The sequence below is a fragment of the Thiohalophilus sp. genome, assembly GCF_046483665.1.
GTDB lineage: Bacteria > Pseudomonadota > Gammaproteobacteria > UBA6429 > Thiohalophilaceae > Thiohalophilus.
The window spans coordinates 1-25927 of record NZ_JAWOCR010000020.1; the positions used below are offsets into that span (position 1 = coordinate 1).

Annotated in this window: 24 protein-coding genes and 3 pseudogenes; 19 read left to right on the forward strand and 8 right to left on the reverse strand. The window is 57.2% G+C overall.

All coding sequences use genetic code 11. The annotated features are described in order from the left end of the window. The 3 genes and pseudogenes from R6U90_RS05045 to R6U90_RS05055 all read right to left on the reverse strand — a co-directional run. Nucleotides 1–552: pseudogene (locus R6U90_RS05045) on the reverse strand (hypothetical protein); the annotation flags it as partial. A gap of 95 nt (nucleotides 553–647) precedes the next feature. Next, nucleotides 648–830 (reverse strand): annotated as a pseudogene (locus R6U90_RS05050) (type II toxin-antitoxin system RelE/ParE family toxin); the annotation flags it as partial. Nucleotides 831–948: 118 nt separating this feature from the next. Next, on the reverse strand, nucleotides 949–1137 hold the full coding sequence (locus R6U90_RS05055) for a hypothetical protein (RefSeq protein WP_410351585.1): 189 nt from the start codon (nucleotides 1135–1137) through the stop codon (nucleotides 949–951). Nucleotides 1138–1452: 315 nt separating this feature from the next. Here R6U90_RS05055 and R6U90_RS05060 point away from each other — a divergent pair, with 315 nt between their 5' ends. Both R6U90_RS05060 and R6U90_RS05065 read left to right on the forward strand, forming a co-directional pair. Continuing rightward, entirely contained in the window at nucleotides 1453–2163 is a 711-nt protein-coding gene (locus R6U90_RS05060; protein ID WP_410351586.1) for a transposase, read from the forward strand. Between the two features lie 84 nt (nucleotides 2164–2247). Continuing rightward, a pseudogene (locus R6U90_RS05065) lies at nucleotides 2248–2466 on the forward strand (IS3 family transposase); the annotation flags it as partial. A gap of 128 nt (nucleotides 2467–2594) precedes the next feature. On the opposite strand, the gene R6U90_RS05070 reads toward R6U90_RS05065, so the two are convergent. The 4 genes from R6U90_RS05070 to R6U90_RS05085 are packed head-to-tail and all read right to left on the reverse strand — an operon-like array spanning nucleotide 2595 to nucleotide 7214. Beyond that, a complete protein-coding gene (locus R6U90_RS05070) occupies nucleotides 2595–5336 on the reverse strand; it encodes a cation-transporting P-type ATPase (RefSeq protein ID WP_410351587.1) in 2742 nt (913 codons plus the stop codon). A gap of 55 nt (nucleotides 5337–5391) precedes the next feature. After that, nucleotides 5392–5913 carry a peroxiredoxin family protein gene (locus R6U90_RS05075; RefSeq protein ID WP_410351588.1) on the reverse strand — a complete coding sequence of 174 codons (522 nt, stop codon included), beginning with the start codon at nucleotides 5911–5913 and terminating at the stop codon, nucleotides 5392–5394. 18 nt (nucleotides 5914–5931) lie between these two features. Continuing rightward, the gene (locus tag R6U90_RS05080) at nucleotides 5932–6522 is read right to left on the reverse strand and encodes a hypothetical protein (protein WP_410351589.1); all 591 of its coding nucleotides are present in this window, start codon (nucleotides 6520–6522) and stop codon (nucleotides 5932–5934) included. Nucleotides 6523–6536: 14 nt separating this feature from the next. Next, entirely contained in the window at nucleotides 6537–7214 is a 678-nt protein-coding gene (locus R6U90_RS05085; RefSeq protein ID WP_410351590.1) for an ArsR/SmtB family transcription factor, read from the reverse strand. A 129-nt stretch (nucleotides 7215–7343) separates the two neighbouring features. Here R6U90_RS05085 and R6U90_RS05090 point away from each other — a divergent pair, with 129 nt between their 5' ends. The 17 genes from R6U90_RS05090 (at nucleotide 7344) to R6U90_RS05170 (ending at nucleotide 21958) form a co-directional block, all read left to right on the forward strand. After that, a complete protein-coding gene (locus R6U90_RS05090) occupies nucleotides 7344–8207 on the forward strand; it encodes a sterol desaturase family protein (protein ID WP_410351591.1) in 864 nt (287 codons plus the stop codon). After that, on the forward strand, nucleotides 8197–9159 hold the full coding sequence (locus R6U90_RS05095) for a VTT domain-containing protein (RefSeq protein ID WP_410351592.1): 963 nt from the start codon (nucleotides 8197–8199) through the stop codon (nucleotides 9157–9159). The genes R6U90_RS05090 and R6U90_RS05095 overlap by 11 nt, the downstream gene beginning before the upstream one ends. Before the next feature lie 52 nt (nucleotides 9160–9211). Further along, nucleotides 9212–9694, forward strand: a complete 483-nt coding sequence (locus tag R6U90_RS05100) for a rhodanese-like domain-containing protein (protein ID WP_410351593.1) — start codon at nucleotides 9212–9214, stop codon at nucleotides 9692–9694. 168 nt (nucleotides 9695–9862) lie between these two features. After that, nucleotides 9863–11005 (forward strand): cysteine desulfurase family protein, encoded by a 1143-nt coding sequence (locus R6U90_RS05105; protein WP_410351594.1) that lies wholly within the window; start codon nucleotides 9863–9865, stop codon nucleotides 11003–11005. A 10-nt stretch (nucleotides 11006–11015) separates the two neighbouring features. Beyond that, nucleotides 11016–12431: a dihydrolipoyl dehydrogenase family protein gene (locus R6U90_RS05110; protein ID WP_410351595.1), complete on the forward strand. Its 1416-nt coding sequence runs from the start codon at nucleotides 11016–11018 to the stop codon at nucleotides 12429–12431. Nucleotides 12432–12445: 14 nt separating this feature from the next. Then, the gene (locus R6U90_RS05115) at nucleotides 12446–13099 is read left to right on the forward strand and encodes a class I SAM-dependent methyltransferase (protein ID WP_410351596.1); all 654 of its coding nucleotides are present in this window, start codon (nucleotides 12446–12448) and stop codon (nucleotides 13097–13099) included. A gap of 25 nt (nucleotides 13100–13124) precedes the next feature. After that, entirely contained in the window at nucleotides 13125–14084 is a 960-nt protein-coding gene (gene arsS, locus R6U90_RS05120) for an arsenosugar biosynthesis radical SAM (seleno)protein ArsS (RefSeq protein ID WP_410351597.1), read from the forward strand. 511 nt (nucleotides 14085–14595) lie between these two features. After that, complete coding sequence (locus R6U90_RS05125) at nucleotides 14596–15717, forward strand: methyltransferase domain-containing protein (protein ID WP_410351598.1); 1122 nt, start codon at nucleotides 14596–14598, stop codon at nucleotides 15715–15717. 376 nt (nucleotides 15718–16093) lie between these two features. Next, nucleotides 16094–16771, forward strand: a complete 678-nt coding sequence (locus R6U90_RS05130) for a TIGR04283 family arsenosugar biosynthesis glycosyltransferase (protein WP_410351599.1) — start codon at nucleotides 16094–16096, stop codon at nucleotides 16769–16771. Continuing rightward, nucleotides 16768–17415 carry a TIGR04282 family arsenosugar biosynthesis glycosyltransferase gene (locus R6U90_RS05135; RefSeq protein ID WP_410351600.1) on the forward strand — a complete coding sequence of 216 codons (648 nt, stop codon included), beginning with the start codon at nucleotides 16768–16770 and terminating at the stop codon, nucleotides 17413–17415. The genes R6U90_RS05130 and R6U90_RS05135 overlap by 4 nt, the downstream gene beginning before the upstream one ends. Further along, a complete protein-coding gene (locus R6U90_RS05140) occupies nucleotides 17399–17620 on the forward strand; it encodes an RND transporter (RefSeq protein ID WP_410351601.1) in 222 nt (73 codons plus the stop codon). Before R6U90_RS05135 ends, R6U90_RS05140 begins: the two co-directional genes overlap by 17 nt. A gap of 30 nt (nucleotides 17621–17650) precedes the next feature. Next, complete coding sequence (locus R6U90_RS05145; RefSeq protein WP_410351602.1) at nucleotides 17651–18556, forward strand: alpha/beta hydrolase; 906 nt, start codon at nucleotides 17651–17653, stop codon at nucleotides 18554–18556. A gap of 346 nt (nucleotides 18557–18902) precedes the next feature. Beyond that, nucleotides 18903–20081, forward strand: coding sequence for a ketose-bisphosphate aldolase (locus R6U90_RS05150; RefSeq protein ID WP_410351603.1), 1179 nt, complete (start codon nucleotides 18903–18905; stop codon nucleotides 20079–20081). Nucleotides 20082–20396: 315 nt separating this feature from the next. After that, the gene (locus R6U90_RS05155; protein ID WP_410351604.1) at nucleotides 20397–20666 is read left to right on the forward strand and encodes a type II toxin-antitoxin system Phd/YefM family antitoxin; all 270 of its coding nucleotides are present in this window, start codon (nucleotides 20397–20399) and stop codon (nucleotides 20664–20666) included. A 3-nt stretch (nucleotides 20667–20669) separates the two neighbouring features. Further along, nucleotides 20670–20972 (forward strand): type II toxin-antitoxin system RelE/ParE family toxin, encoded by a 303-nt coding sequence (locus R6U90_RS05160; RefSeq protein WP_410351605.1) that lies wholly within the window; start codon nucleotides 20670–20672, stop codon nucleotides 20970–20972. Nucleotides 20973–21281: 309 nt separating this feature from the next. Then, nucleotides 21282–21629, forward strand: a complete 348-nt coding sequence (locus R6U90_RS05165; protein WP_410351606.1) for a toxin — start codon at nucleotides 21282–21284, stop codon at nucleotides 21627–21629. Continuing rightward, nucleotides 21626–21958, forward strand: coding sequence for a helix-turn-helix domain-containing protein (locus tag R6U90_RS05170; RefSeq protein ID WP_410351607.1), 333 nt, complete (start codon nucleotides 21626–21628; stop codon nucleotides 21956–21958). Before R6U90_RS05165 ends, R6U90_RS05170 begins: the two co-directional genes overlap by 4 nt. 952 nt (nucleotides 21959–22910) lie before the next feature. Here the strand turns inward: R6U90_RS05170 and R6U90_RS05175 are convergent. Next, nucleotides 22911–25927, reverse strand: a 3017-nt coding sequence (locus R6U90_RS05175) for an efflux RND transporter permease subunit (protein ID WP_410351608.1), incomplete at its 5' end; no start/stop codon positions are given.

Consider the following 25927-nt stretch of genomic DNA (forward strand, 5'->3'; position numbering starts at 1 on the left):
GGTCCGGATCATCTTCGGCTTGCCGTACTGTTCGATGGCGTTCAGGAGGTGTCGAAGCAGGGTGAGGCTGACCTTGTCTTTCAAACCGGAGAGAACCAGACTGGCGCGTGAGGCATGCTCCACGATACCGAGGATGTTGTGCGTTGTACCGCTGGTATCCTGCTTACCGGTCAGATCCAGCCCCCAGATCAAATTATGCGGCACGGACCGGGGCTGTCTCTTCTTCAGGTTCCTGCGCAGCAGCGCGATCTCGTGCCGGTGGTTGACCAACACCCCGTGCACATAACTCTTGCTGACCGACTCTTTCCCGGCAAAGCGGCGATTGAAGCTCGCCGCCAGTGCGCGGCAGCCTGTGTGTGGCATCAGCGCCTTCATGCGGATGAGCTCCTTCGCCACCCAGTCGGGTTTTCTCGGGAAACGGCAGTAGCGGGCTGCTGATTCAACCGCCTTCTTGCGGCCGTAGACGGGGAGGTGTTTTCGTACTGTCAGAACCAACGCAATACGACGCAGGACCGGGTACAGTGCCCGGTAGAGCAGGTAGAGAAACAGCATGAGAGTTTGTTGTGTTTATTGTTTTGAAACAGGTTGCAGAATAATCAGGGCGTTTTACAGCTATAGCTTATCTTTCATTTTTATGGGATTTATCCTTATTCCCACGGCAAAGGCGTTTGTCCTGCGACATTGCGGCTGCCATGGATGACCATCACGATCTCAATCGTCTCGTCGCGCAGCCGGTAGATAATGCGGTAGCCCTGATAAATCACTTCTCGTATGTGCGGATCATCGGCTTCCGGCATTACCCGGCCGCTTTTAGGGAACTGTGGTAAGTGGCGGGTGGTACGCGAAGCAGCCGCTCAACAAAGGGTCTGGCATAGGCCGTGGAGTCTTGTGCGATGTAGTCGTGGATATGTTCGATGTCCAGCAATGCCCGCCGTGACCATATGACCTTCATTTGGGATGCTTGCCCAGGAAATGCTGTTCTACCTCCTCCTGCGTGTAGGTACGGCCCTCGTCGAGATCGCGCAAGCCTTCCTCGAGCTTTTGCCGCACGTACAGGGCGTGCATGGCATCATCGAAGGTGGCCTCCTCGGGCAGATGAGCAGCGATATCTTGAACAATTTGCTTGATAGTTTGCATGCGGATTTCTCCTGGTGGCCGTGTTGACGCCCTGTCTCCCGCCGGGTGGCCCAGAGCCCTTGCGGTGAGGATAAGTCATTGAATTACGTTAAGTTTACCACAATAAACCATTGACGCGAGCCGAAATACCGGTAATGTGATATTTGGTGATATTTTGGGTCAGAGTAAAAACTCATGATATTTGGGGTCAGATATTTGGGATATTTGGGATATTTGGGATATTTGGGATATTTGGGGTCAGAGTAAAAACTCATTGTCATCCTGCAAGTCTTCACTATACTAAATGAATAAACACACCATTTTCAGGGACGATAAATGGCACGGTTACCAAGGATCTGCTTACCGGGGATCCCGCATCATGTGATTCAGCGGGGAAATAATCGCCAGGTTTGTTTTGCCTCAGAAGAAGATTTTTCCGCCTACGCCCATTGGCTGGAAGAATATGCCCAAAAATGCGGAGTGGCGATCCATGCCTGGGTATTCATGACCAATCATGTGCACTTAATGACCACACCCAGTACGGAAGAGGGTATCTCAAAAATGATGCAAATGCTGGGGCGGCATTATGTACGGTATTTTAATTACACCTACCGGCGGTCGGGAACCTTGTGGGAGGGCCGATTCAAATCCTGTGTGGTGGACGCCGAAGATTACCTGCTTGTTTGTCAGCGCTACATCGAACTTAATCCGGTCAGAGCCGGGATGGTAAACGCCCCTGAGGAGTATGCGTGGTCAAGTTATCAGACCAATGGTCTCGGTAAAGCTATCAAGCTCTGGACCCCACATCCGATTTATCAGAAATTGGGAAAGACGCAGCCAGAACGACTTGACGCTTATCGGGAACTGTTTCGTGGGCATATTAACCCTGCCATCATTAACCAGATACGTCAGGCAACTCACACAGGTATGGCATTGGGTAATGACCGATTTCGTGAAGAGATTGAGAAGTTAACAGGACGGCGAGTGACGCCTGAGAAACGCGGTCCGAAGCCGAAGCAAAAGGACGGAGAGGAGTTTTTACTCTGACCCCAAATATACGTGACCCCAAATATACGAGAGAGGAGTTTTTACTCTGACCCCAAATATACCAAATATAATCACTTGCATTGCAGCATGAGTCGCAAAGGCGAATGTCTGGACAATGCGGTGGCCGAAAGCTTCTTTGGCACGCTAAAGAACGAACTGGTCTACCATGAAGACTACCGAACACGAGCCCAGGCCAAACAAAACCTGTTTGAATACATCGAAGTGTTTTATAACCGGCAGCGCCGCCATGCTTCACTTGACTACCGGACACCGGTAGACTTCGAGAAGCAATATGCCTGCTAATTAAATCGTCCGTTTTATCGGGGGAGCCTCAGTTTTTACTCTGACCCAAATATATGGAATGGAGAGGAGTTTTTACTCTGACCCCAAATATACACCAAATATACAAATATATGACCCCAAATATACGATTAGCGTAATTCGCGTTTCCCCAGCCAGCGACGAATAATCCATTTTTCTGCTTCCACGATAACGAACACCGAGGCGGCGATGAGAACCAGGCGCGGCCACTCATCGAATGCCAGTGCCGTGGTATTGAACAGCAGTTGCAGGGGGGCCCAGTAAGTGAAGGCCAGTTGTAGTAAAACCAGCAGGCCGATGGCGTAGAGCACATAGCGGTTATTCATGAACACGCGCCAGGTCAGGGAGTTTCGGATCAAAAAGCGGGCGTTCATCAGATAAAACATTTCAAACAGTACCAGCACATTCACTGCCATGGTACGCGCCTCATCGATGCCGGTTCCCCGGGCGCGCTCCCAGAAGAAGAGACCGAAAGTCCCGGCCGCCAGAATCACCGAGACAAACAATATTCGCCAGATTAAAAAGGGCGTAAAGACCGGTTCGCCCGGATCCCTCGGCGCGCGGGTCATCACCTGGCCTTCCGCCGGCTCAAAGGCCAGAGCCAGGGCGAGGGTGACAGCGGTGACCATATTGATCCAGAGAATCTGTACCGGGGTGATCGGCAGCATCATACCCAGCAGAACCGCGATAATCAGGGTCAATGCCTCACCGCCGTTGGTAGGCAGGATGAACATGATCGATTTTTTCAGATTGTCATATACAATCCGGCCTTCCTCGATAGCCCGTGCGATGGAAGCGAAGTTGTCGTCGGCCAGGATCATTTCCGCTGCTTCGCGGGCGACTTCGGTGCCTTTTTTGCCCATGGCCACGCCCACATCGGCCCGTTTCAGTGCCGGGGCGTCGTTGACACCATCCCCGGTCATCGCCACGACATTGTTTTTGAACTGCAGTGCTTTAACCAGTCTCAGTTTTTGTTCCGGGCTGACCCGGGCGAAGATATCGGTCTTTTGCACGATGTCATGCAGTGCTTCATCATCGCTTTGATCCAGATCGGCGCCGGTCAATGCCTCACTGTCATCACCGACGATGCCCATGTTGCGGGCAATAGCCAGTGCGGTGGTGGCATGGTCGCCGGTAATCATCTTGATCCGGATTCCCGCTGCATGACATTGACGGATCGACTCGATGGCTTCGTCCCGCGGCGGGTCCGTGATGCCGACCATGCCCAGCAGGGTCAGGCCCGCTTCCACATCGTTAAAGTTCAGCTCGCGCTGATCACTGCCGGTGGTGTTAAAGGCGACGGCCAGCACACGTTGACCGTCTTCGGCCAGCTGTTGCATTTGTTCATGCCAGTAACGTGTGTCCAGCGGTGTCGTTTCCCCATTGGTCCGCTGGTGCGAACACATGGATAATATCTGTTCCGGTGCGCCCTTGACATAGATAAAACCGTGACCGGCATGGTCGTGATGCAGCGTCGCCATAAAGCGGTGCTCGGATTCAAAAGGGATAGCATCATCCCGCGGCCATTGTTCGCTCTGATAGGTCGGTTCGAGACCGGCTTTCATGCCCATGGCCACAAGGGCTCCCTCGGTGGGATCGCCATTGAGTTGCCATTGTTCATCAACTTTTTCGACCCGGGCATCGTTGCACAGTAGCGCGGCGCGGGAGAGTTCCGACAGGATCGGATCCGATTCCACCTCGACGCTTTTCTGATCCAGGCAAAAATCCCCGTACGGTTCGTAACCATCGCCGCTGATTTCATAATTTTGATTCGCCGTTACCACGTTGCGGGCGATCATCACGTTCTGGGTCAAAGTGCCGGTCTTGTCGGAACAGATCACGGTCACAGAGCCGAGGGTTTCGACCGCCGGCAGGCGACGGATAATCGCGTTGCGTCGGGCCATGCGCTGCACGCCGATGGCCAGGGTAATAGTCATAATGGCCGGCAGACCCTCGGGGATGGCCGCCACCGCCAGACCGACCGCGGCCAGGAACATCTCACCACTGGTGTAGTCCTTGAACAGTACGCCAAAGGCAAAGGTAAGCGTAGCGATGACGAGAATAGCACCGGTCAGCCAGCGGGAGAATTGCGCAATTTTTTGCAGCAGTGGTGTGGTGAGGGTAACAACCGACTGCAACATCTCGCTGATGCGACCCACTTCAGTCTCGTTACCGATCGCGACCACCACGCCCATGCCCTGACCGTAGGTGACCAGCGTGCCGGAATAGGCCATGGAAGCGCGATCAGCCAGCAAAGTGCCGGGCTCGTCAGGTTCACTGGTTTTCTCTGTCGCGATCGATTCGCCGGTTAGCAGAGACTCATCGATGCGCAACTGGCGGGATTTGAACAGCCGAAGATCGGCAGGCACCTTGTCGCCCGACTGCAACAGCACCACGTCACCGGGCACCAGCTGTTCCGCGTTGACTGTTTTCGCCTGGCCGTCGCGGCGAACCCGTGCCTGGCGAGTCAGTAGCTGCTGGATGGCCGCCAGTGCCTTCTGGGCCTTACCTTCCTGGATGAAGCCGATCAGGGCATTAATGATAACCACGCCAAAGATAACGCCGCTGTCGATCCAGTGACCCAGCAGCAGGGTAATAGCGCCCGCACCGAGCAGAACATAAATCAGGACATTATTGAACTGGCGAAGCAGTCGCCGCCAGGGCGGTTCGGCCTGCTGGGTTCGCAGCCGGTTCGGCCCGTACTGTTCATGGCGTTGTTGCGCTTCGGGTTCGTTCAGGCCCTGTTCGTCACTGCCAAGTTGCTCAAAGACCCTGGCACTGGTCAGGGCGTGCCAGTCGGGTTGGGCGGTTTTGGTATTCTGGCGCTGCGGATCGATATTATGTTTTGCCATCACTATAACCTGGGTAGATTAGAAAACAGCAGCCGGCGTCACTCTTATCCTCTGGTTATCGATTTTGCAGTTCGATGAGCATATCGATCAGTTCAGGTGCATCCCATTCGCGCCCTCCGATAACGCGATACACGATCCGTCCCTGTTTATCGAGCACAAAAGTCGTCGGTAGTCCCTTGACCGGCCATTCCTTGATCACGCTCGAATCCTGATCCAACAGCAGGGGAAAACTGACCGGATAGTCGGCGGTAAAGGTAAAAATCGTGTCAGCATCTTCGCCCACGTTAATCGCCAGCATGGCGATATTCTCTTTCTGTAACTGCGTCCAGGCACGCTCCATGGAGGGCATTTCCTCACGGCAGGGCGGACACCAGGTCGCCCAGAAATTCACCACCGCCACCTGCCCCTCATAGTCCTCCAGTTTGTGGGTCTTGCCATCCATGTCCTTGAGCGTGAAAGACGGGGCGGGAATCGGCTTTTTCATCAGCCGGGGCCGCTCGACGTTGTCGGCAGCCTGGGCGGGAGTGAAAGAAATCAACAGAACGGTAAAAAAGAGTGTCAGCGCTTTTAATAACATGACAGGCAGTTACTCGGGTTAGGGGTGGATGTCGGGTGGGCATTCGATACCGTCGATGCGGCGGGTGTACTGCTTATCGCCACGCGACCAGCTGAATTCCAGATCAAATGTGCTACCGGGCGCCAGGCCATAGACGGTCATCCCCCAGTTGTAGTCCCCGGCGGCATACTTCTGATATGTTGGTAACAATGCCCATTCAAAAGCGATTTGCGCCGGTTCGGGCAGTTCGTGTTGTTGCCAGATCGGCGCCCATGTTTCGCGTACCATTAACGATCGGCTTCCTTCATCGGTATGGATTCGCCAGTCGGTCAGTTCGTATTCCACCGGCGGCTGATCATCCCCGGCCGTGTTTTTAAATTCGCTTTGAAACACGCAGGCCAGCGCGATGCGCTCGCGGGCCGGCTTGTCAAAACCCCGCGCGTCGAAAAAGGCGCGGGTCTGATCCGGCAAGCGCTGGGTCAGTTTGAAGTGGATGCCGGCTTCCTGCCACTGCCAGTGACGCAGACCGGTGTCGGGATCTTCGCCCTGACTCAGTTCAGCTTGCAACGGGGCTGCAAGAAAAAACAAAAGTAAAAGGAACACCGGTGTGAGATGTTGCGCTGGCCACATAAATGACACTCAGTCTATTTAAGAGGGGTTTGTTCCACCGGCAGGCCGGCGGTTTTCCATTCGGGATAACCGTCCTGCAAGCGCCGGGCCTTGAGCCCTTGCTCGCGCAGGCGGGCCACCGCATCAAAGGCGAGCACACAGTGCGGCCCCCGGCAATAGGCAACGATCTCCTGATCCCGATCCTGACCCAGTTCCGCCAGCCGTTGTTCCAGCTCGGCCAGCGGGATGTTCACCGCCCCGGGCAGATGGCCGGCGGCGTACTCTTCCGGCGGACGGACATCAATCACCGTGATATGACCATTCCGGGCGCGGGTCAACAATTCATCGCGCGGAATCGGCTCCAGATCGTCCTTGATAGTCAGGTAGCTGTTGACCAGGCGTTCCACCTCGGCCACATGCTGTTCGGCGACCCGGCGCAGGGCGTCGATCAGTGTCACTACATCATCGCTGCTGAGCCGATAATAGACCTTCAGACCGTCTTTTCGGGTTGTGACCAGGCCGGCCTCGCGCAGATGGCGCAGGTGCTGGGAAGTGTTGGCCACGCTCAGTCCGGCCACGTTGGCCAGGGCCTCGACGCTGCGCTCGCCCTGGGCCAGAAACTCCAGGATTTCCAGTCGATTACCGTTGCCCAGGGTTTTGCCGACCCGGGCAAACTGGGCAAACAGATCGTGTTTGAAACTACCGCTTGACATAGTTTGGCCTGCCCCTCTAGTATTCAAGTAATCACTTGAATAGTTGTCTCCTTGTCAGTATAGCATGCGATCATTGGCTGACAATATCCGACGACCCGTAACCGACAGAGCAAAATGGAGCCGAATACCATGAACCTTGATGCGTTTATTCTGGGCAACGAGCCGTTTATCCGGCTTGGCTTCTTTTTCGGTATCCTCGCGCTGATCGGTCTGTGGGAGATGGTCGCGCCGCGGCGCGCCCTGACTGCCTCTAAAGTCGTGCGCTGGGGCAGCAACCTTGGGATCGTGGTCCTCAATACCGTGGTCCTGCGGCTGTTGTTTCCGGCAGCCGCGGTCGGTATGGCCTTTTTTGCCGGTGAGCAGGGCTGGGGGATCTTTAACTATTACACGGTGCCGTACTGGCTGGCAGTGATCGTGTCGGTCATCGTGCTCGATTTTGTGGTCTGGCTGCAGCATATTATGGTTCATGCCATACCGCTGTTCTGGCGCCTGCACCGGATGCATCACGCCGATCTCGATTTCGACGTGACCACCGGCGCCCGTTTTCATCCGCTGGAGATCCTCCTCTCCATGTTGATCAAGTTTTCCGCGATCATTGTACTGGGCCCGCCGATCGTGGCGGTCGTCATCTTCGAGGTGCTGCTCAACGCCACCGCCATGTTCAACCACGGTAATATTCGCCTGCCGCTGAAACTGGACCGGGTGTTGCGCTGGTTCGTGGTCACCCCCGACATGCACCGCGTGCACCATTCGGTGGAGGATGATGAGGCCAATAGCAACTTCGGCTTTAACCTGCCATGGTGGGATCGGCTGTTCGGTACCTACCGGGATCAGCCGCGCGGCGGTCACGACGGTATGACCATCGGCATTCGCAAGTACCGCGAGCCGCAACAGGTGAGCTGGCTCTATGGCATGTTGGTCCTGCCGTTCAAGGGCAAGATCAGCGATTACGCCATCAACCGTCGGCAGTGGGGTGACGGCAATGAACAGTAAACTGCTTCGCTTCGGGTTGCTGACGGTCCTGATCGTCGCCATCGGCATTGCCATTAGCTACCGGGATCAGTTCGACGCCGAGGCGCTGGAGGTTTGGCTCGACGGGGCCGGCGCCGCCGGTCCGCTACTGTTCATATTGATCTATACCGTGGCCGCCGTACTGTTTCTGCCTGGCTCGGTTCTCACCCTGGCAGGCGGGGCGCTGTTCGGGCCGGTGCTGGGAACCCTGTTTAACCTGATCGGGGCGACCCTCGGAGCGACACTGGCGTTTTTGATCGCTCGCTATCTGGCCTCTGACTGGGTCGAGCGCAAGACCGGCGGACGCATGGCCCAACTGAAAACCGGCGTGGAAAAAGAAGGCTGGCGCTTTGTCGCTTTCGTGCGTCTGGTGCCGCTGTTCCCGTTCAACCTGCTCAACTATGCCCTGGGGCTGACCCGCATCAACCTGGCCCATTACATTCTGGCGACGTTCATCTGCATGTTCCCCGGCGCGCTTGCCTATACCTATCTCGGTTATGCCGGCCGCGAGGCAATTGCCGGCGGCGAGGGAATGATTCAAAAGATTCTGCTGGCGCTCGGCCTGCTGGTGCTGGTGGCCTTTTTACCTCGCTGGATCGGGCGCCTGCGTCGCGGCCCGTCGCAAACCGTGGAGCAACTCAAACAACGGCTGGACAGCGAAGAAGATGTGCTGGTACTCGATGTGCGCAGTGAAGAGGAGTTTACCGGCGAGCAACAACATATCCCCGGCGCGCGCAACATTCCGCTGGATACGCTGCCGCAACGGCTGGATGAGCTGAACGACTATCTCGAGCGTCCCATCGTCATTGTCTGTCGCACCGACAAGCGTTCGGCCAAGGCCGCGCAACTGCTGGCCCGAAACGGGTTTGGCGATGTGCATGTAATTCAGGGCGGGATGACCGACTGGAACGACAAAGGCTATCCGGTGGAATGAACCGGTAATAGCCCATTAAATTTTGATTACAACACGCGAGAAGAAAATGAATATGAATAGCTCAAGATCTTTCCTGGCAAGTGGACTGTTTATCATTCTGCTGCTGAGTGGGCTAATTGGCAGCAGCAGAACCGCTGTCTCGGCAGAGTCGGATCCCGTGGCCACAGCGATTGAAGAGTATATGGCGTTTACGACCTATAGCAGCAGCCTGATCTGGCCGGAGCAGATCCCGGAAAAGGAGTGGAAAAACGTCATGGTTATCGATGCACGCGATGCAACACAATACGCCGAGGATCACATTCCCGGGGCCGTCAATATCGAATGGCGCGAGATCGTCGCACGCCGTGGAGAGTTACCTTCCGACAGAATGGTGCTGATCTACTGTAATTCCGGCTCCCTCTCGGCCCAGTCTGTTTTTGCCCTGCGGCTGCTGGGTATGGAGAACGTCAAGGTGTTGCAGGACGGTTTCGAGGGCTGGAAGGCCAAGGGCGGTTTTGACGCGCATCAGCAGGCCACGCAAGCGGCCGGACACTGAATAAATAAAAGTTCCGAATGCCAGTCCTGAAAGATTGCTTCGTCACGTTGTTCCTCGCAATGACCCCGCTATTTTCGGTCATTGCGAGCGAAGCGAAGCAATCTTTTGAACCAGCCGATCATCTGGTATTCGGAACACTTAATTTAATATATAACGTAGTCTGCTGATATGACCCGGCCTGTTTATCTCGATTACAACGCCACCACGCCGGTCGACGCGGAGGTCCAGGCGATCATCAGCCGGGTATTGCGCGACACGTTTGGTAATCCATCCTCCTCACATGTTTATGGTCAACAGGCCAAAGCCGTAGTCGATCAGGGACGTCAGCAGGTGGCCGATCTGATTGCAGCTCAACCTGACGAAATGGTCTTTACCGCCAGTGCCTCCGAGGCCAACAACCTGGCATTGCTCGGTGCGACTCGCGCCCATCCACAACAGGGGCGACATATTATTACCTCTGCGGTGGAACATCCTTCGGTGAGCCGGCCGTTACAGTCTCTGGTAACGGCGGGCTGGGAGGTGACCGTGGTTCCTGTCGATGAGTCCGGCCTGGTCGATCCCGATAGCATCCGCCAGGCAATTCGCCCGGATACGGTGCTGGTGTCGATCATGCACGCCAACAACGAGGTCGGCACCATCCAGCCCATCGAGGCGATTGGCGCTATCACCCGCGAGCGATCGGTGCTGTTGCATGTGGACGCGGCCCAGTCGGCGGGCAAGATTCCGGTGAACGTGCATCTTCTGGGGGCGGATCTGCTGACCCTGGCCGGGCACAAATTCTATGCCCCCAAGGGAATCGGTGCCCTATATATAAAGGAGGGGACCCCCCTGGCGCCGTTTCTGTTCGGTGCCGCCCAGGAGCAGGGCCGGCGCACCGGGACCGAGAATGTGGCGTATATCGCCGGCCTGGGCCGGGCCGCGCAACAGGCCCGGGCGCAACTCGACACGAGCGCCGCGGCCTTGCGCGAGAAACGGGACCGGTTGCACGGGCTGTTACTGGAGGCGAATCCCGATCTGCAACTGAACGGTCATCCCGAGGCGCGCCTGCCCAACACCCTCAACGTCTCCTTTGCCAATATCTCCGGCAAGGCACTGCTGGAACAGGTAAACGATACTATTGCAGCCTCAACCGGCTCGGCCTGCCACGCCGACAATGATACAGTCAGCGGGGTACTCGGCGCGATGGGCCTGGATCGCAGGCGGGCCAGCGCGGCCGTGCGTCTTTCGGTAGGGACACCCACAACCAACGACGACATCGACCGGGCCGCGACGGCCCTGATCCGAGCCTGGCAAACCCTGGCGGCAAAATAAGAGTGGCTCTATGACACAACGGGATTTAATCATTATCGGCGGCGGTGTCGGGGGTCTGGTGACCGCCAGCGTGGCAGCCCAGCTCGGGCTGAAAGTCACGCTGATCGAAAAACAGCCCACTCTGGGCGGCGATTGTCTGCATCACGGTTGCGTGCCGAGTAAGTCGTTGATCAAGGCCGCCAGAGTCGCGCAGCTGATGCGCCGGGCCGGGGAATTTGGCCTGCCATCCGAGTCATTCACGGTCGATCTCGGCAAAGTGAATCAACAGATCAATTCAATCGTGGATCATATTCAACACCACGATGATCCCGAACGCTTTCGCGCCTACGGTTGTGAAGTATTGCTGGGCGAACCCGCCCGCTTTCTTACACCCCATACCGTGCAGGTGGGTGAACAGGTGATCGAAGGGCGACGGTTTGTGATTGCCAGCGGCTCCCGTCCGTTTATTCCCGACATACCCGGCATCAATCCTGATGATCTGCTCACCAACGAAAGCCTGTTCGATTTGCAACAACTGCCCGCGACACTGGCGGTCCTCGGCGGCGGGCCGATCGGCCTGGAGCTCGGTCAGGCGATGAGTCGACTGGGTAGCCAGGTGACGTTACTGCAACGGGGGGCGCAATTATTACCGAGTGAAGACCCGGAACTGGTTGCATTACTGCAGGAACAGTTCATCAACGAAGGGATGCAAGTCCATACCAACAGCGATATCGAGCGAATCGAACAACACGACGGTCAGTATGAGATCGTTGATCGCAATCATGGCCGTCTTCGGGTCGACAGGATTCTCGTCGCCACGGGCCGCCGACCGAATATCGAAGGGCTTGATCTGGACAGTGCCGGCATTGAAACAACGTCACGCGGCATTGTCGTGGATCGACGTCTGCGCACCACGCAAAAACATATCTATGCCTGCGGCGATGTCGCCGGCCCCTATGCCTTCACCCATCAGGCCGAGTACCAGGCCGGACTTATCATCAGCAATGCCGTGTTTCGTTTTCCCAAAAAAACCGACTATCGCATCGTGCCGTGGGTCACCTACACCGATCCGGAGCTGGCCCAGGTGGGGCTCACCGAACAGCAGGCGCAAGAGCAGGGCATCAAACACACTGTTCTGCGCTTTGATTTCAAGGATGTCGATCGGGCGTTAACGGAACGGGAGACCACCGGGCGGGTCAAACTGGTCACCCGCAAGGGAAAAATTCTCGGCGCCAGTATCCTGGGACCGCAGGCCGGCGAGCTGATTCATGAACTGGTATTGGCCATGCAAAGCGGGACAAAAATCGGCGACATCTCCGCGGCGATTCACGCCTACCCGACACTGGCGCAAATCCATCGTCGTACAGTCAACACCGCCTATGCCGCGAAACTGTTCAGCCCGTTCACCCGGCGACTGGTGCGCTGGCTGCAACGCCTGCCCGGATAACATTCGATTACCTGATGGATATCACGCCCGAACAGTATGACCACTGGTATCACACACCCCGTGGCCAATGGATCAGCCAGCAGGAGTTTGACCTGTTATTGAAACTGTTAAACCCGACAACCGGCGCCCGTTTACTGGATGTGGGGTGTGGCACAGGCCATTTCACGCGCCGCTTCCATGAGGCCGGCCTGGCTGTTACCGGCCTGGATCCCGATCCGGCCATGCTGGCGTATGCCCGCGAGCACTCAGAAGACATTGAATATATTGAAGGCACCGCCGAACAGTTGCCGTTTGACGATAAACAGTTCGACTATAGCAGTGCCATTACCAGTTTATGTTTTGTGGACAATCCCGTGACCGCCTTGCAGGAACTATGGCGCGTAAGCAAACACGGGGTAATACTCGGCTTGTTGAATCGCCACAGCCTGTTACATCGACAAAAGGCCGGGCGAGGCGCCTATGCCGGCGCCCGATGGGACAGCCGGGCGGATGTGATAAACTGGTTGAACCGGGCAGGTATTCGCGCTGTCCATTATCAAATGAAAAGCGCGATTGTTTTGCCCGACGGCGGGCTGTTCGCCCGGCTGGTGGAAAAGGGGTTACCTGGCTCTCTGCCCTGGGGCGGATTTCTGGCAATCGCACTTGATAAAACACCGGCCAACGCCTGAAGCGTATTGATTTAAAGGTATCACCATGCACGCCACTTTACCCCTGCTACAAGAAACTGACTTTCCGGCGATTGGTCGCGACAGGCTCACTACCTTGCAAATTAACCTTGGCTATCGCTGTAACCAGGCTTGCCTGCATTGTCATGTCAACGCCGGGCCGACGCGCAAGGAAGTCATGCAGCGCGAGACCGTGGACGACATCGTAACGTTTCTGCGAACGAATCAATTACAAACCCTGGACATCACCGGCGGCGCGCCGGAACTCAATCCGCACTTTCGTTATCTGGTCGAGCAGGCAAGAGCGCTCGGTCTGCACGTCATCGATCGCTGCAACCTGACTATCCTGCAGGAAGACGGGCAGGATGATCTCGCGCAATTTCTGGCCGACCATCAGGTGGAGATTGTGGCCTCCTTGCCCTGTTACCAGGAAGACAACGTCAACGGCCAGCGCGGCGACGGCGTTTACGCCCGCAGCATCGACGCGCTGCAGCAGTTCAATGTGCTGGGTTATGGCAAACCGGACAGCGGCCTGGTTTTGAATCTGGTCTACAACCCCACCGGCCCGTTCCTGCCGCCGCCCCAGGTGCAACTGGAAGCCGATTACAAACGGGAACTGGCCAAACAGGATGTTGAGTTCTCTCACCTGTTCACCCTGACCAACCTGCCCATCCAGCGCTTCGGCAGTACCCTGATCTCCAAAGGCCAGTTCGAGGACTACATGCAACTGCTCAAAGGTGCGCACCAGGACGCCAACCTGCAAAACGTGATGTGCCGTACGCTCATCAGCATCGACTGGCAGGGTTACGCCTATGACTGCGACTTTAACCAGATGCTCGATATGCCGTTGCCCGGGGCGGGCAAGCCCCGGCCACATATCCGCGACCTCACCGCCGACGCCCTGGCCGGCCGACCCATCGCTATCGCCGATCACTGCTACGGCTGCACCGCCGGGCAGGGGAGTAGTTGTGGGGGGGCTTTGAAATGAAAATGATTCACCGCAGAGACGCAGAGATCGCAGAAGAAAATGTTTGTTGTTGTGGGAGGGGCTTGTAGCCGCGACCTGTCCTCTCCGATAGGATTTGTCGCCGATGCGTCGCTTACGGCATCCATGCCTTCCGCGACATTAGTACATCCATGTACGTCAATCGCCTCCTACAACAAGAAATTAACGCGGAGGCGTAGAGGAACGCAGAGACAAATGTATTGTTGTTGTGGGAGGTGCTTGTAGCCGCGACCCGTCCTCTCCGACAGGATTGGTCGCCGATGGAATCGCCTCCTACAACAAGAAATTAACGCGGAGGCGCAGAGGAACGCAGAGACAAATGTATTGTTGTTGTGGGAGGGGCTTGTAGCCGCGACCCGTCCTCTCCGACAGGATTGGTCGCCGATGGAATCGCCTCCTACAACAGTGACTAGCTGCTAGTAACTAGTAACTAGTAACTAGTAACTAGCAACTAGTCACTAGTGACTGTTCCGAACCAAGCGAGGAAACATAGATGGATGTACATGCTGAAGTAAAAAAACGCTATTCCGAAGGCGCCGAGTCGGTGCAAACCGAACTCTGCTGCCCGGTGGATTACGACACTGAACTTTTGAAAATCCTGCCGAAGGAGATTATCGACAAGGATTACGGCTGCGGCGATCCGTCGCGCTATGTACGCGAGGGTGATGTGGTACTGGATCTTGGCGCCGGCGGCGGCAAGATCTGTTACATGGCGGCCCAGCTGGTGGGCGAGCAGGGCCATGTCATCGGCGTTGACATGAATGACGATATGCTGCTGCTGGCCAGCAAGTATCAACCTGAAATGGAAGAAAAACTCGGCAATAACCGGGTGACCTTTTTCAAAGGCTATATCCAGGATCTGGCGCTGGATGTCCATGCCATGGAGAACTATCTGCATGAACAACCGGTCACCAACGCCGCCGATCTGGAACGCCTGCAGGCCTGGCAACAGGCACAACGGCGCGACAATCCCCTGGTTGCCGATAACAGCGTCGATCTGGTGATCTCCAACTGCGTGCTCAATCTGGTGGCCGATGATCAAAAGCAGCAGATGCTCCAGGAAATCTTCCGCGTCCTCAAACCGGGCGGCCGGGTGGCTATCTCCGATATCATCAGTGACGAGCCGATCCCCGAGCACTTGAAACAGAACAGTGACCTGTGGAGCGGTTGTATCTCCGGCGCCTATCAGGAAGAGGACTTTCTCAACGCCTTTCTCGATGCCGGTTTCGTCGCTGTCGCCTATGACAAATGGGAAGCCGAACCCTGGCAGGTAGTGGAGGGGATCGAGTTTCGTTCCGTGACCCTGACCGCCACCCGCCCCGAAGCCACCGAGTGTCTCGATTACGGTCACGCGGTGATCTATCGCGGACCGCACAGCTCGGTCAGCGACGACGACAGCCATGTTTATCCGCGTGGTGCGCGCATCGCCGTGTGCGAGAAGACCTTCCGCCTGCTGACCGAAAGCGGCGCCTACGGCGAGGACTTCATCGGCATCGCCCCGGCACAACCGGGCGAACCGAATACCTTCTGTGCCCCGGTCGGTACCCGGCGTCCCGCCGCCCAGACCAAAGGCGGAAGTCATCACACCACCATCAGTGGTCGAGGGTGTTGCTGAAAAAAGAGAATAACGCGGAGGCGGTAACAATGCTGAGTTGTGAATGTTGAATTTTGAATGACACGTAGCATTGCCATTCAAAATTCATAATTCAACATTCAAAATTATCTCTCCCCGTCTCTTCGTTAAAATATGATCCAATGAAGCGGGTAGGGTGCGTTCTACGCACCCGGTTCTTGAAACGGAGTGACGGTGCGCGGGATACCCCCTGCTTGTGTGTGACTTCGATTAAAGGCAGCTTTTATACGTCATTCCGGCGCAAGCCGGAATCCACTGTCGGCTATTTGCACTGGACCCCGGCTTTCGCCGGGGTGACGGAAAAGTGGTACGGTTTCATGGTCTCTTCGGTAATATTATTTAATGAAGGCAATAACACGTGCAACGGCTCTCTATTATCATCCCGACCCTGAACGAGGCTGAAAATATTCAGCCCACGCTGGAACGCTTGCAGCCGCTGCGTTCGCGCGGGCATGAGGTGATCCTGGTCGATGGCGGCAGTACGGATAACACCGTCGATACAACCCGTCCGCAGGTAGATCGCATTCTTAACAGTGAGCCCGGACGGGCACACCAGATGAATGTCGGTGCGTCGCAGGCCAGGGGGGATATCTTCTGGTTTTTGCATGCCGATACGTTAATTCCCGAACTGGCCGATCAGATCATCGATACCACGGTCGACAATAAATCACAGGCCTGGGGCCGTTTTGATGTGCGCCTGAGTGGTAAAGATATTCGCTTTCGACTGATTGCGTTCATGATGAACCGGCGCTCACGCCTGACGGGTATTGCTACCGGCGATCAGGGTATCTTCGTCACCCGCGCGTTATTTGAAAAAATCGGTGGCTTCGCCGAGCAACCGTTGATGGAAGATATCGAGATCAGCCGCCGACTCAAACGCCATGCGCGGCCACGCTGTCTCAAACAAAAACTGACCACCTCCAGCCGCCGCTGGGAAACGCGCGGCATCTGGCGCACGGTCTTTTTGATGTGGCGCCTGCGGCTACGCTATGCGCTGGGCGGCGATCCCCGTAAACTGGCAAAGTGGTACCGATGAAACAAAACGCACCGACCACCGCCATCATGGTCTTCGCCAGGGCGCCGGTACCCGGGCAGGTCAAGACACGTCTGATTCCAGCCCTGGGCGAGGCGGGCGCGGCCGAGTTGCATGCGGCCTTGCTGGAACAGACCCTGAAGACGGCCAGTCAGCTTGAGGATAGCGCGATCCGGCTCTATTGCCAGCCCGATACCCAGCATTCGCTGTTTCGCCAGATGGCCGATCGCGATAAGCTGACTCTGCATCCTCAAGACGGGAATGATCTCGGTGAACGCATGTCCAATGCGTTTGCCGACAACCTGCCGCATTACCAAAAGGTACTGGTGATCGGCTGCGACTGTCCCGCCCTGACCCCGGACGATCTGCGTGCGGTCATCGAGGCACTGGATAAACAGGATGCCGTGATCATCCCGGCCCATGACGGCGGCTATGTCCTGCTGGGGCTGAGAACGTTTTCGCCGCTGATTTTCAGTGATATCGACTGGAGTACCGATCGGGTATGCGAACAAACTACCCGGCAGCTCGATGCGGCCGGCCTGCAATGGACTGCACTTGAGCCCAGACCGGATATCGATCGCCCCGAGGATCTGATCCATTGCCCCGAACATTTATTAACTGGAGTCACCAATGAAATGGCTGGATAAAATTCCGTTTTCCACCCTGATTATCATCGCCGTCCTGCTGGGGCTGGCACCGTTTGTGCCGCAACCGCACCTGCTGGAAAAACTGCAAATGCTGTTTGCCGGCACCCTGAGCAAACCGCTCGACATTTTTGACCTGTTAATGCACGGCACACCGCTGGTGCTGCTGGCGATTAAAACCGTTCGTCATTTCAAATATAACAATTAATATCAAAATGTTTACTGGAGATATCTGATAATGCGCTCACGTGACCTGTTTACCCTGCTTTTGATCACCTTTGCCCTGGGCAGCGGCGCAGCCCAGGCCAAACAGGTTCAGACTGATTACAAGGATCTTAAACTCAATGCCGAACTGGTCCAGGCCGACGGCAGCAGCCTGGAAGAGGGCGTGGTACTGATGGTCCATGGCACCCTGGCGCACGGCCAGATGGAAATCATGAAAGGCCTGCAGAATGTTTTCAAGGAATACGGCATCAATTCCCTGGCTATTAACCTGAGCCTGGGACAAAGTGATCGTGAAGGCATGTACGACTGTCAGGATACCCATCGCCACAAACATACCGATGCGCTGGACGAGATCGGCCTGTGGCTGAACTGGCTCAAAGATCAGGGCGCGCAAAACATCACCCTGCTGGGCCACTCCCGTGGCGGTAACCAGGCCGCCTGGTTCGCCGCCGAGAACGACGATCCGCAACTACGTCGCGTCACGCTGATTGCCCCGCAGATGTGGGATATGAAGTATGAGCGCAAAAACTACCAGGAACGCTACGACACCGAACTGCAGCCGATCTTCAACAAGGCGAAAAAACGGGTCAAACAGGGCGAGGGCGACACGTTAATGGAAAAGACCGACTTCATCTATTGTGAAGACACCACGGTCAGCGCCGAAAGCTTTGTTAACTACTATAAGGATGATGCGCACAAGGATACCCCGGGGCTGTTAAAGCAGATCAACGAACCGGTGCTGGTTATCGCCGGCACCGAGGATACGGTGGTCAAGGGACTCGAGAAACGCGTCGAACCACTGGCCGATGGCGAGAAAGTCAAACTGGAAGTGATTGACGGCGCCAATCACATGTTCCGGGATCTCTATCTGTACGATATTGCCGATCAGGTTCAGGCGCTGATCGAACAAACCCCCTGATCCAAACCCCGGCTCCAAACCTCGGCTCGACCGGGCAAGCACTCTGAATACCGGCGCCATCCGTGGCGCCGGTTTTTTATGCGCCAACCTATAAATCATGATTTATAGATCTATTTATAATGATTTATTTTTACTGACTCCGAATCCGGGACAAACTTGACGTTGTTCCGCTGATAAATAAAAGTACCGTCAGCGTAGCCTCCCGCAGCGGGATCAAACGAAGCGGGTCGACCCGGCACCGGTGAAACCGGGAAGCGTCGCATCGTTCCTTGAACCAGGCTATACAGTAAAATGCTCCGGCGTTCGCAACCCGTATTTAGCCCTGTCTATATAAGGAGTCCGTCACATGCCCCTGGTCAACATGCGCGATATGCTCCAGCACGCCCATCGCGAAAAGTATGCGGTTGCGGCGTTTGATCTGGTCAGTCTCGATTTTCTGCACGCCATTCTCAACGCCGCCGAAGCCTGCGAGGCGCCGGTCATCCTGAGTCTGGCCGAATCCCATTTCGATTACTTCGACTTTCCCACCCTCATGCCGGCGGTGGTTTCGGCCGCGCGCCGCGCCAATGTGCCGGTGGCGATTCATCTGGATCACGGCGCCACTTATGAGAGCGCGGTGCAGGGCATCAACCTGGGCTGCACCGGGGTGATGGTCGACGCTTCCACCCAGCCCTTTGAAGGCAACGTCGATTACACGCGCCAGATCGTGGAAATGGCCCACGGCTGCGGGGTGCCGGTGGAGGGTGAGCTGGGCTATGTCGCCGGCGTCGAAGGCGAAGACGCTGAACGTCATCCCGGTGAAGTGCGCTATACCGAAGTGGGGGAGGCGAAGGAGTATGTCGAGCGTACCGGCGTCGATTTTCTGGCCGTCTCCATCGGCACCGTGCACGGGCGCATGAAAGGCGAGCCCGACCTGGACATCGAACGCCTTGCCGCCATCAACGCGGCACTGGGCATTCCGCTGGTGATCCACGGCGGCACCGGCCTGTCCGACCAGCAGTTCCAGGATCTGATCGCCAACGGCGTCACCAAGATCAACTATTACACCGCCCTGGCCGATGCCGCCGGCAAACAGATCCGCGCCAATGCCGAAGCCGATAGCGGCTGCGGTTACACCGGCCTGGTCAAAGGCGTCATCGGCGCCATCCAGCAGGAGTGTGAAAAACGCATTCGCCAGTGGGGCAGTGCGGGCAAGGCCGCCGCCGTCCTGGCCGAGGCCGAACCCTGGCAGGAGGTCGAGCACGTCATCGTCTACAACACCGAGGGCACCACCCCCGAACAGGTGGACGAGCTGATGCAAATCGGCCGCGACACCCTGAGCCGGATCCCCGGCGTGCGTCAGGTGTTCACCGGCAACGCCCTGCAGGAAGACGCCGACTACCAGCACTGCTGGGTGATCCGCTTCGCCCACCGGGACGTCGCGGAAAGCTACAGGAACCATCCGGACCACATTGCCTACGCCGACACCCACTTCCGCCCCGTGGCCGGCGACCGGATCAGCATCGACTACGAGGATGCGGATTAAATAATCCAATTAAAACAATAATATACAATAGCATCTTGATGTTAATTATATATCATATCAGCCCCTTGTAACTCGTCCCTCCGTCCCTCGTACCTGCCCGAAGGGCTTGGGCGCGATTCTCTCTATTTGTCGGATCCGCTCCGCTTGATCCGACCTACAGGATAAACCCGGGTAGGGTGGATCAAGCCGCAGGCGGATCAACCTCCCTCGTCACTCGTAACTTGGCCCTCGTACCTGTGCCCGCAGGGCACCTCTGGCAAGCTCATTTAACTGGTGCTATTATCAGACCAGTTAAATGACCTGGTGATGATCAATATGGCGATCAAATTCTCCGAAGATCTGGTTCCCTTGACCGAACTGAAGCTCAATCCCGCCCGGGTCGTCAAACAGACTACCGAGGCCCATCGACCTGTGCTACTGACCAACCGCGGCCGCGGTGTCGCCGTGGTGCAGTCTGTCGCCGATTACGAAAAAGCCGAGGAGGAGCGGGCCTTCATGCGCGCTGTTGTGGCAGGCCTGGCCGATCTGGAGGCGGGACGCGAATATTCACTCGAAGAGGTCAAATCACAACTGGGACTGAAATAAGTAGTGAACTTGGCAAGTGTCAGTTTTGCGGAATCGGCGCTGGCCGATCTGCAAGCTATAAGACAGTGGTATCGGGACGAGGGCGTTCCTGATGTCGGTACCCGGTTTATCACGGAAATCATCGAAAAAACCCAGCACCTTGCCAGTCACCCCGACATGGGTCGTATCGTTCCAGAATTCGACCTGCCGTTCCTTCGAGAACTCATTCATCCGCCATTTCGTATTGTCTACCGCCGGGATGCCGAACGGATAAAAGTTGTCCGCGTGTGGCGTAGCGAACGCTTGTTACAACTCCCTGAAGAATAAGCGCGAAAGGCTGCCATTCAGGGGACTGTGCCCGCAGGGCACCTGTGGGAGGGGCTTTCAGCCGCGACGGAAAAGTGGCACACCGGTCGCCGATGCGTCGCTCACGGCATCCATGCCTTCCGCGACATTAGTACATCCGTGTACGTCAATCGCCTCCTACAAGTTCCCTACCTCTGTCGACTGCCAACTGTCTTTCCTCCGTCCCTGCCCGAAGGGCCCGGGCGCGATTCTTCGGTTTACCCCTCGCCTCAAATAGCCAAAAGCACCATCAAACCTTGAATATATACGCAGTCTGCGTATACTCATGTTATGAAGCTGGTATTCAAGGAAGCCCCGGTTTTCACAAGGTTATTAGCGGACTATCTCACGGATGATGCTTACCGTCACTTGCAAGAAGCGTTGATGGACAATCCGGAACTGGGCGATGTCATGCCCGGAACCGGCGGTTTCCGTAAACTGCGCTGGCAGGATCCACGTCGCGGTAAGGGCAAGCGAGGTGGTTTGCGTATCATTTATTACTACCTCACGGCAGATCACCAGATATGGCTCTTTACTCTTTATGACAAAGATGAAGCGGACGATTTAACCGCCGAGGAAAAGAAGCTCCTCAAACAGGCGATTCAGAACGAGCTGAATGCCAGGAGACAGAAGCGATGACGAAGAAACGCAATTTGCTGGATGAATTGATCGAGGGCGTCGATGCCATGCGCCAGGAACGCGAAGGCAAGATCACTCTGCGCTCTCATGAAATCGATGAATTACCGCCGCTGGAAATCGCCGCCGATACCATTCGCGAGACACGCGAAAAACTGAACGTCTCCCGTGCCGTGTTTGCCCGCCATTTACGCGTCTCGACCCGAACCCTGGAAAACTGGGAGCAGGGCCGGGCCAAACCCAATGCCCAGGCCGCGGCGTTGATCCTGATGGTGCGTGAATACCCTGATACGCTCGAAAAGCTGCATTCATTACATAACGATGCGGCCTGAACAGATGTTTCGAAGACCAGTCCGGAGAGATTGCTTCGTCACGTTGTTTCTCGCAATGACACCTCTATTTTCGGTCATTGCGAGCGAAGCGAAGCAATCTTTTGAACAAAGTGACCGGACACTCAGAATACCTGTTTAGAACGAAGTCACGCAGGCTAACGCCAGCATGACCTACAGTTAAACCCGGGTAGGGTGCGTCCCACGCACCTCTTTCTTGATGCGAGGTTAACTCGAAAAGCTGCATTCATTACACAACGATGCGGCCTGAACAGGTGTTCCGAAGACCAGTCCGGAGAGATTGCTTCGTCACGTTGTTTCTCGCAATGACACCTCTATTTTCGGTCATTGCGAGCGAAGCGAAGCAATCTTTTGAACAAAGTGACCGGACACTCAGAATACCTTGAGATCCGCGAAGTAGAGCACCGGATCCGCGGAGTTTATGCCCCAAAGGGTGCTTGATCCGGCCTACCTCTGCCAACTATCTATCCTCGTCCCTCGTAACTTGGCCCTCGTCCCTGTGCCCGCAGGGCACCTGTGGGAGGGCATTGACGTACAAGGATGTACTAATGTCGTGGAAGGCATGGATGCCGTGAGCGACCCATGCGCGACGGAACTGAGGCACACCGGTCGCCGATGGAATCGCCTCCTACAAGTTCCTACCTCTGCCAACTCTCTTTCCTCGTCCCTGCCCGAAGGGCAGATGTAGGAGGGGCTTTTAGCCGCGATAGGAAAAGTGGCAAGCCGGTCGCCGATGGAATCGCCTCCTACAAGTTCCCTACCTCTGCCAACTGCAAACTATCCTTCCTCGTCCCTCGTAACTCGTCCCTTGGACCTGCCCGAAGGGCTGTGGGAGGGCATTCCATGCGCGACGGAAAAGTGGCACACCGGTCGCCGATGGAATCGCCTCCTACAAGTTCCCTACCTCTGCCGACTGCTATCTGCCAACTGCCAACTATGCTTGTCTCGCATAAGCCAACCGATACAACACCGGCAGCACCACCAGAGTCAGCAGGGTCGAGGAGACGATCCCGCCGATGACCACGGTGGCCAGGGGGCGTTGGACTTCGGCGCCGATGCCGACGTTGAAGGCCATGGGCACGAAACCGAGGCTGGCGACCAGGGCGGTCATCATTACCGGGCGCAGGCGGCGCATGGCGCCGTCGAAAATCGCCTGATCCAGCGCGATGCCCTGGTTACGCAACTGTCTGATATAAGAGAGCATCACCACGCCGTTCAATACCGCGATCCCCGATAACGCAATAAACCCGACCGCCGCGGAGATGGACAAGGGCATGCCGCGCAGGGCGAGGGCGGCGATGCCGCCGGTCAACGCCAGCGGCACGGCGCTGAATACCAGTCCCGCATCGCGGGCCGAGTCGAAGGCCATGAACAGCAGGCCGAAGATCAGCAACAGCGTCAACGGCACCACCAGCGACAACCGCTGCGCGGCGGCGATCAGCTGTTCAAAGGTGCCGCCGTAATCGATCCAGTACCCGGCGGGCAGATCGACTTCGGAACGCACGGCCTCACTGACCGCCTCGACAAAGCTGCCCAGATCCTGGCCGCGCACATTGGCGGTGACAAAGATGCGCCGCTTGCCGTTCTCGCGACTGATCTGGCTGGGCCCGGTTTTAAAATCGATCGTCGCCACTTCCCCCAGCGGAATACTCCCCTCCAGGCCGTGGCCCACGCCCAGCATGTCGGCGTCGCCTTCGACTTCGCGCTGCGGGTCGGCCGGCAGGCGGATCGGCAAGCGTGCCAGGGCATCCAGATCGGTACGCAGATCTTCGGGCAGGCGCACCACCAGATCGAAGCGGCGATCGCCCTGATAGATCTGACCCACGCTGCTGCCGCCGGTGGCGGTCTGCAGCACCTCCTGGACCGAGGCGACATCCAGCCCGTACAGCGCGAGGCGCTCGCGATCGGGCGTGACGGTCAGCAACGGCAACCCGGTGGTCTGCTCGGTGCGCACATCCGCCGCACCGGGTACGCCGCGCACGGTGGTCTCGATCTGTTCGGCCAGTTCGACCAGCGTGTCGAGATCATCGCCGTAGATCTTCACCGCCAGATCGGCCCGCACCCCCGAGATCAACTCATTGAAGCGCATCTGGATCGGCTGGGTGAACTCGTACTTGTTGCCGGGCAGGTCGGTGACCGCCGCTTCCAGTTCGCGCACCAGTTGCGCCTTGGGTTTGCGCGGATCGGGCCACTGCTCGCGCGGCTGCATAATAATAAAGGTGTCGGCCACGTTGGGCGGCATGGGATCGGTGGCCACCTCGGGCGTGCCGATCTTGCTGAACACATGTTTGACCTCGGCGAACTCGCGCACTTTGGCCTCCACATGCTGTTGCATCGCGATCGACTGCGACAGGCTGGTGCCGGGAATGCGCAGGGCATGCATGGCGATGTCGCCTTCATCCAGATCGGGCACAAACTCGCTGCCCATGCGCGTGGCCTGCACGGCGGCGATGCCCACCAGGGCAACGGCCATCACTACCACAGGCAACTTGTTCGCCAGCGCCAGATTCAGCACCGGTTCGTAAACGCGGCGCAGCCCGCGCATCGCCCGGTTCTCTTCTTCTTTGATCGGCCCGCGCACAAACACGGCCACCGCCGCCGGGACCGCCGTCACCGAGAGGATCAACGCCGAGAAGAGGGCGGTGACCACGGTAAAGGCCATGGGCTCGAACATCTTGCCTTCCACGCCGCTGAGGGCAAAGATCGGCACATAGACGATCATGATGATCGTCACCCCGAACACACTGGGGCGGATCACTTCGGTAGTCGCCTCCTGCACCACCCGCAGGCGCTGTTTCAAATTCGGCAAACCGCCGTGCATGCGCTGGAACTGACCCAGTCGTCGCAGACAGTTCTCCACGATGATCACCGCGCCATCGACAATCAGACCGAAGTCCAGCGCCCCCAGGCTCATCAGGTTGCCGGAGACGCGCGAGCTCACCATGCCGCTGACGGTCATCAGCATCGCCAGCGGGATCACCGCCGCGGTGATCAACGCGGCGCGCCAGTTGCCGAGCAACAAAAACAGCACCACGATTACCAGCAACGCGCCCTCGGCCAGGTTCTTCTGCACGGTGGCGATGGTCTTGTCCACCAGGCTGGTACGATCGTAGACCGCATTGAGCTCCACCCCGTCGGGCAGGGAAGTTTTGATCTGCTCGATGCGCTGCGCGGCGGCCTGCGCCACGGCACGGCTGTTCTCGCCCATCAGCATGAACACCGTGCCCAGCACCACCTCCTGGCCGTCCCGGGTCGCGGCGCCGGTGCGCAGTTCATTGCCCAGCTTCACGTCCGCCACACTGGCCAGCGGGATCGGCACGCCGTTGCGTTTGGCCACGGTAATCTCCCGGATGGCCTCCAGATCGGCCAGCTGCCCCGGCGAGCGGATGGTGTACTGCGCCCCGAAGCGTTCGATATAGCCGGCGCCGGTGCTGCGGTTGTTGCGCGCCAGGGCCCGCATCACATCCTGCAGGGTCAGATCATGCGCCAGCAGCTTGTCGGGGTAGGGCAGCACATGAAACTGCTTGGTATAACCGCCGATGGTATTCACTTCCACCACGCCGGGGGTCTGGCGCAACTGCGGGCGCACGATCCAGTCCTGCACCGTGCGCAGCTCCATGGGCGAATGGTTTTCGCCGCTGACCGTGTACATAAAGATCTCACCCAGACCGGTAGCGATCGGCCCCATGGCCGGTTCGATATCGGCGGGCAGTTTCGATTTGACCCCGGAGAGTCGTTCGTTCACCAGTTGCCGGGCACGATAGATATCCGTGCCTTCCTTGAACACCACCGTCACCTGCGACAGGCCGTAGCGGGAGAGGGAACGGGTATAGTCCAGCCCGGGCAGGCCGGCCATGGCGGTCTCCACCGGGAAGGTGATCCGTTGTTCGGACTCCAGCGGCGAATAGCCCGGCGCATCGGTATTGATCTGCACCTGGATGTTGGTGATGT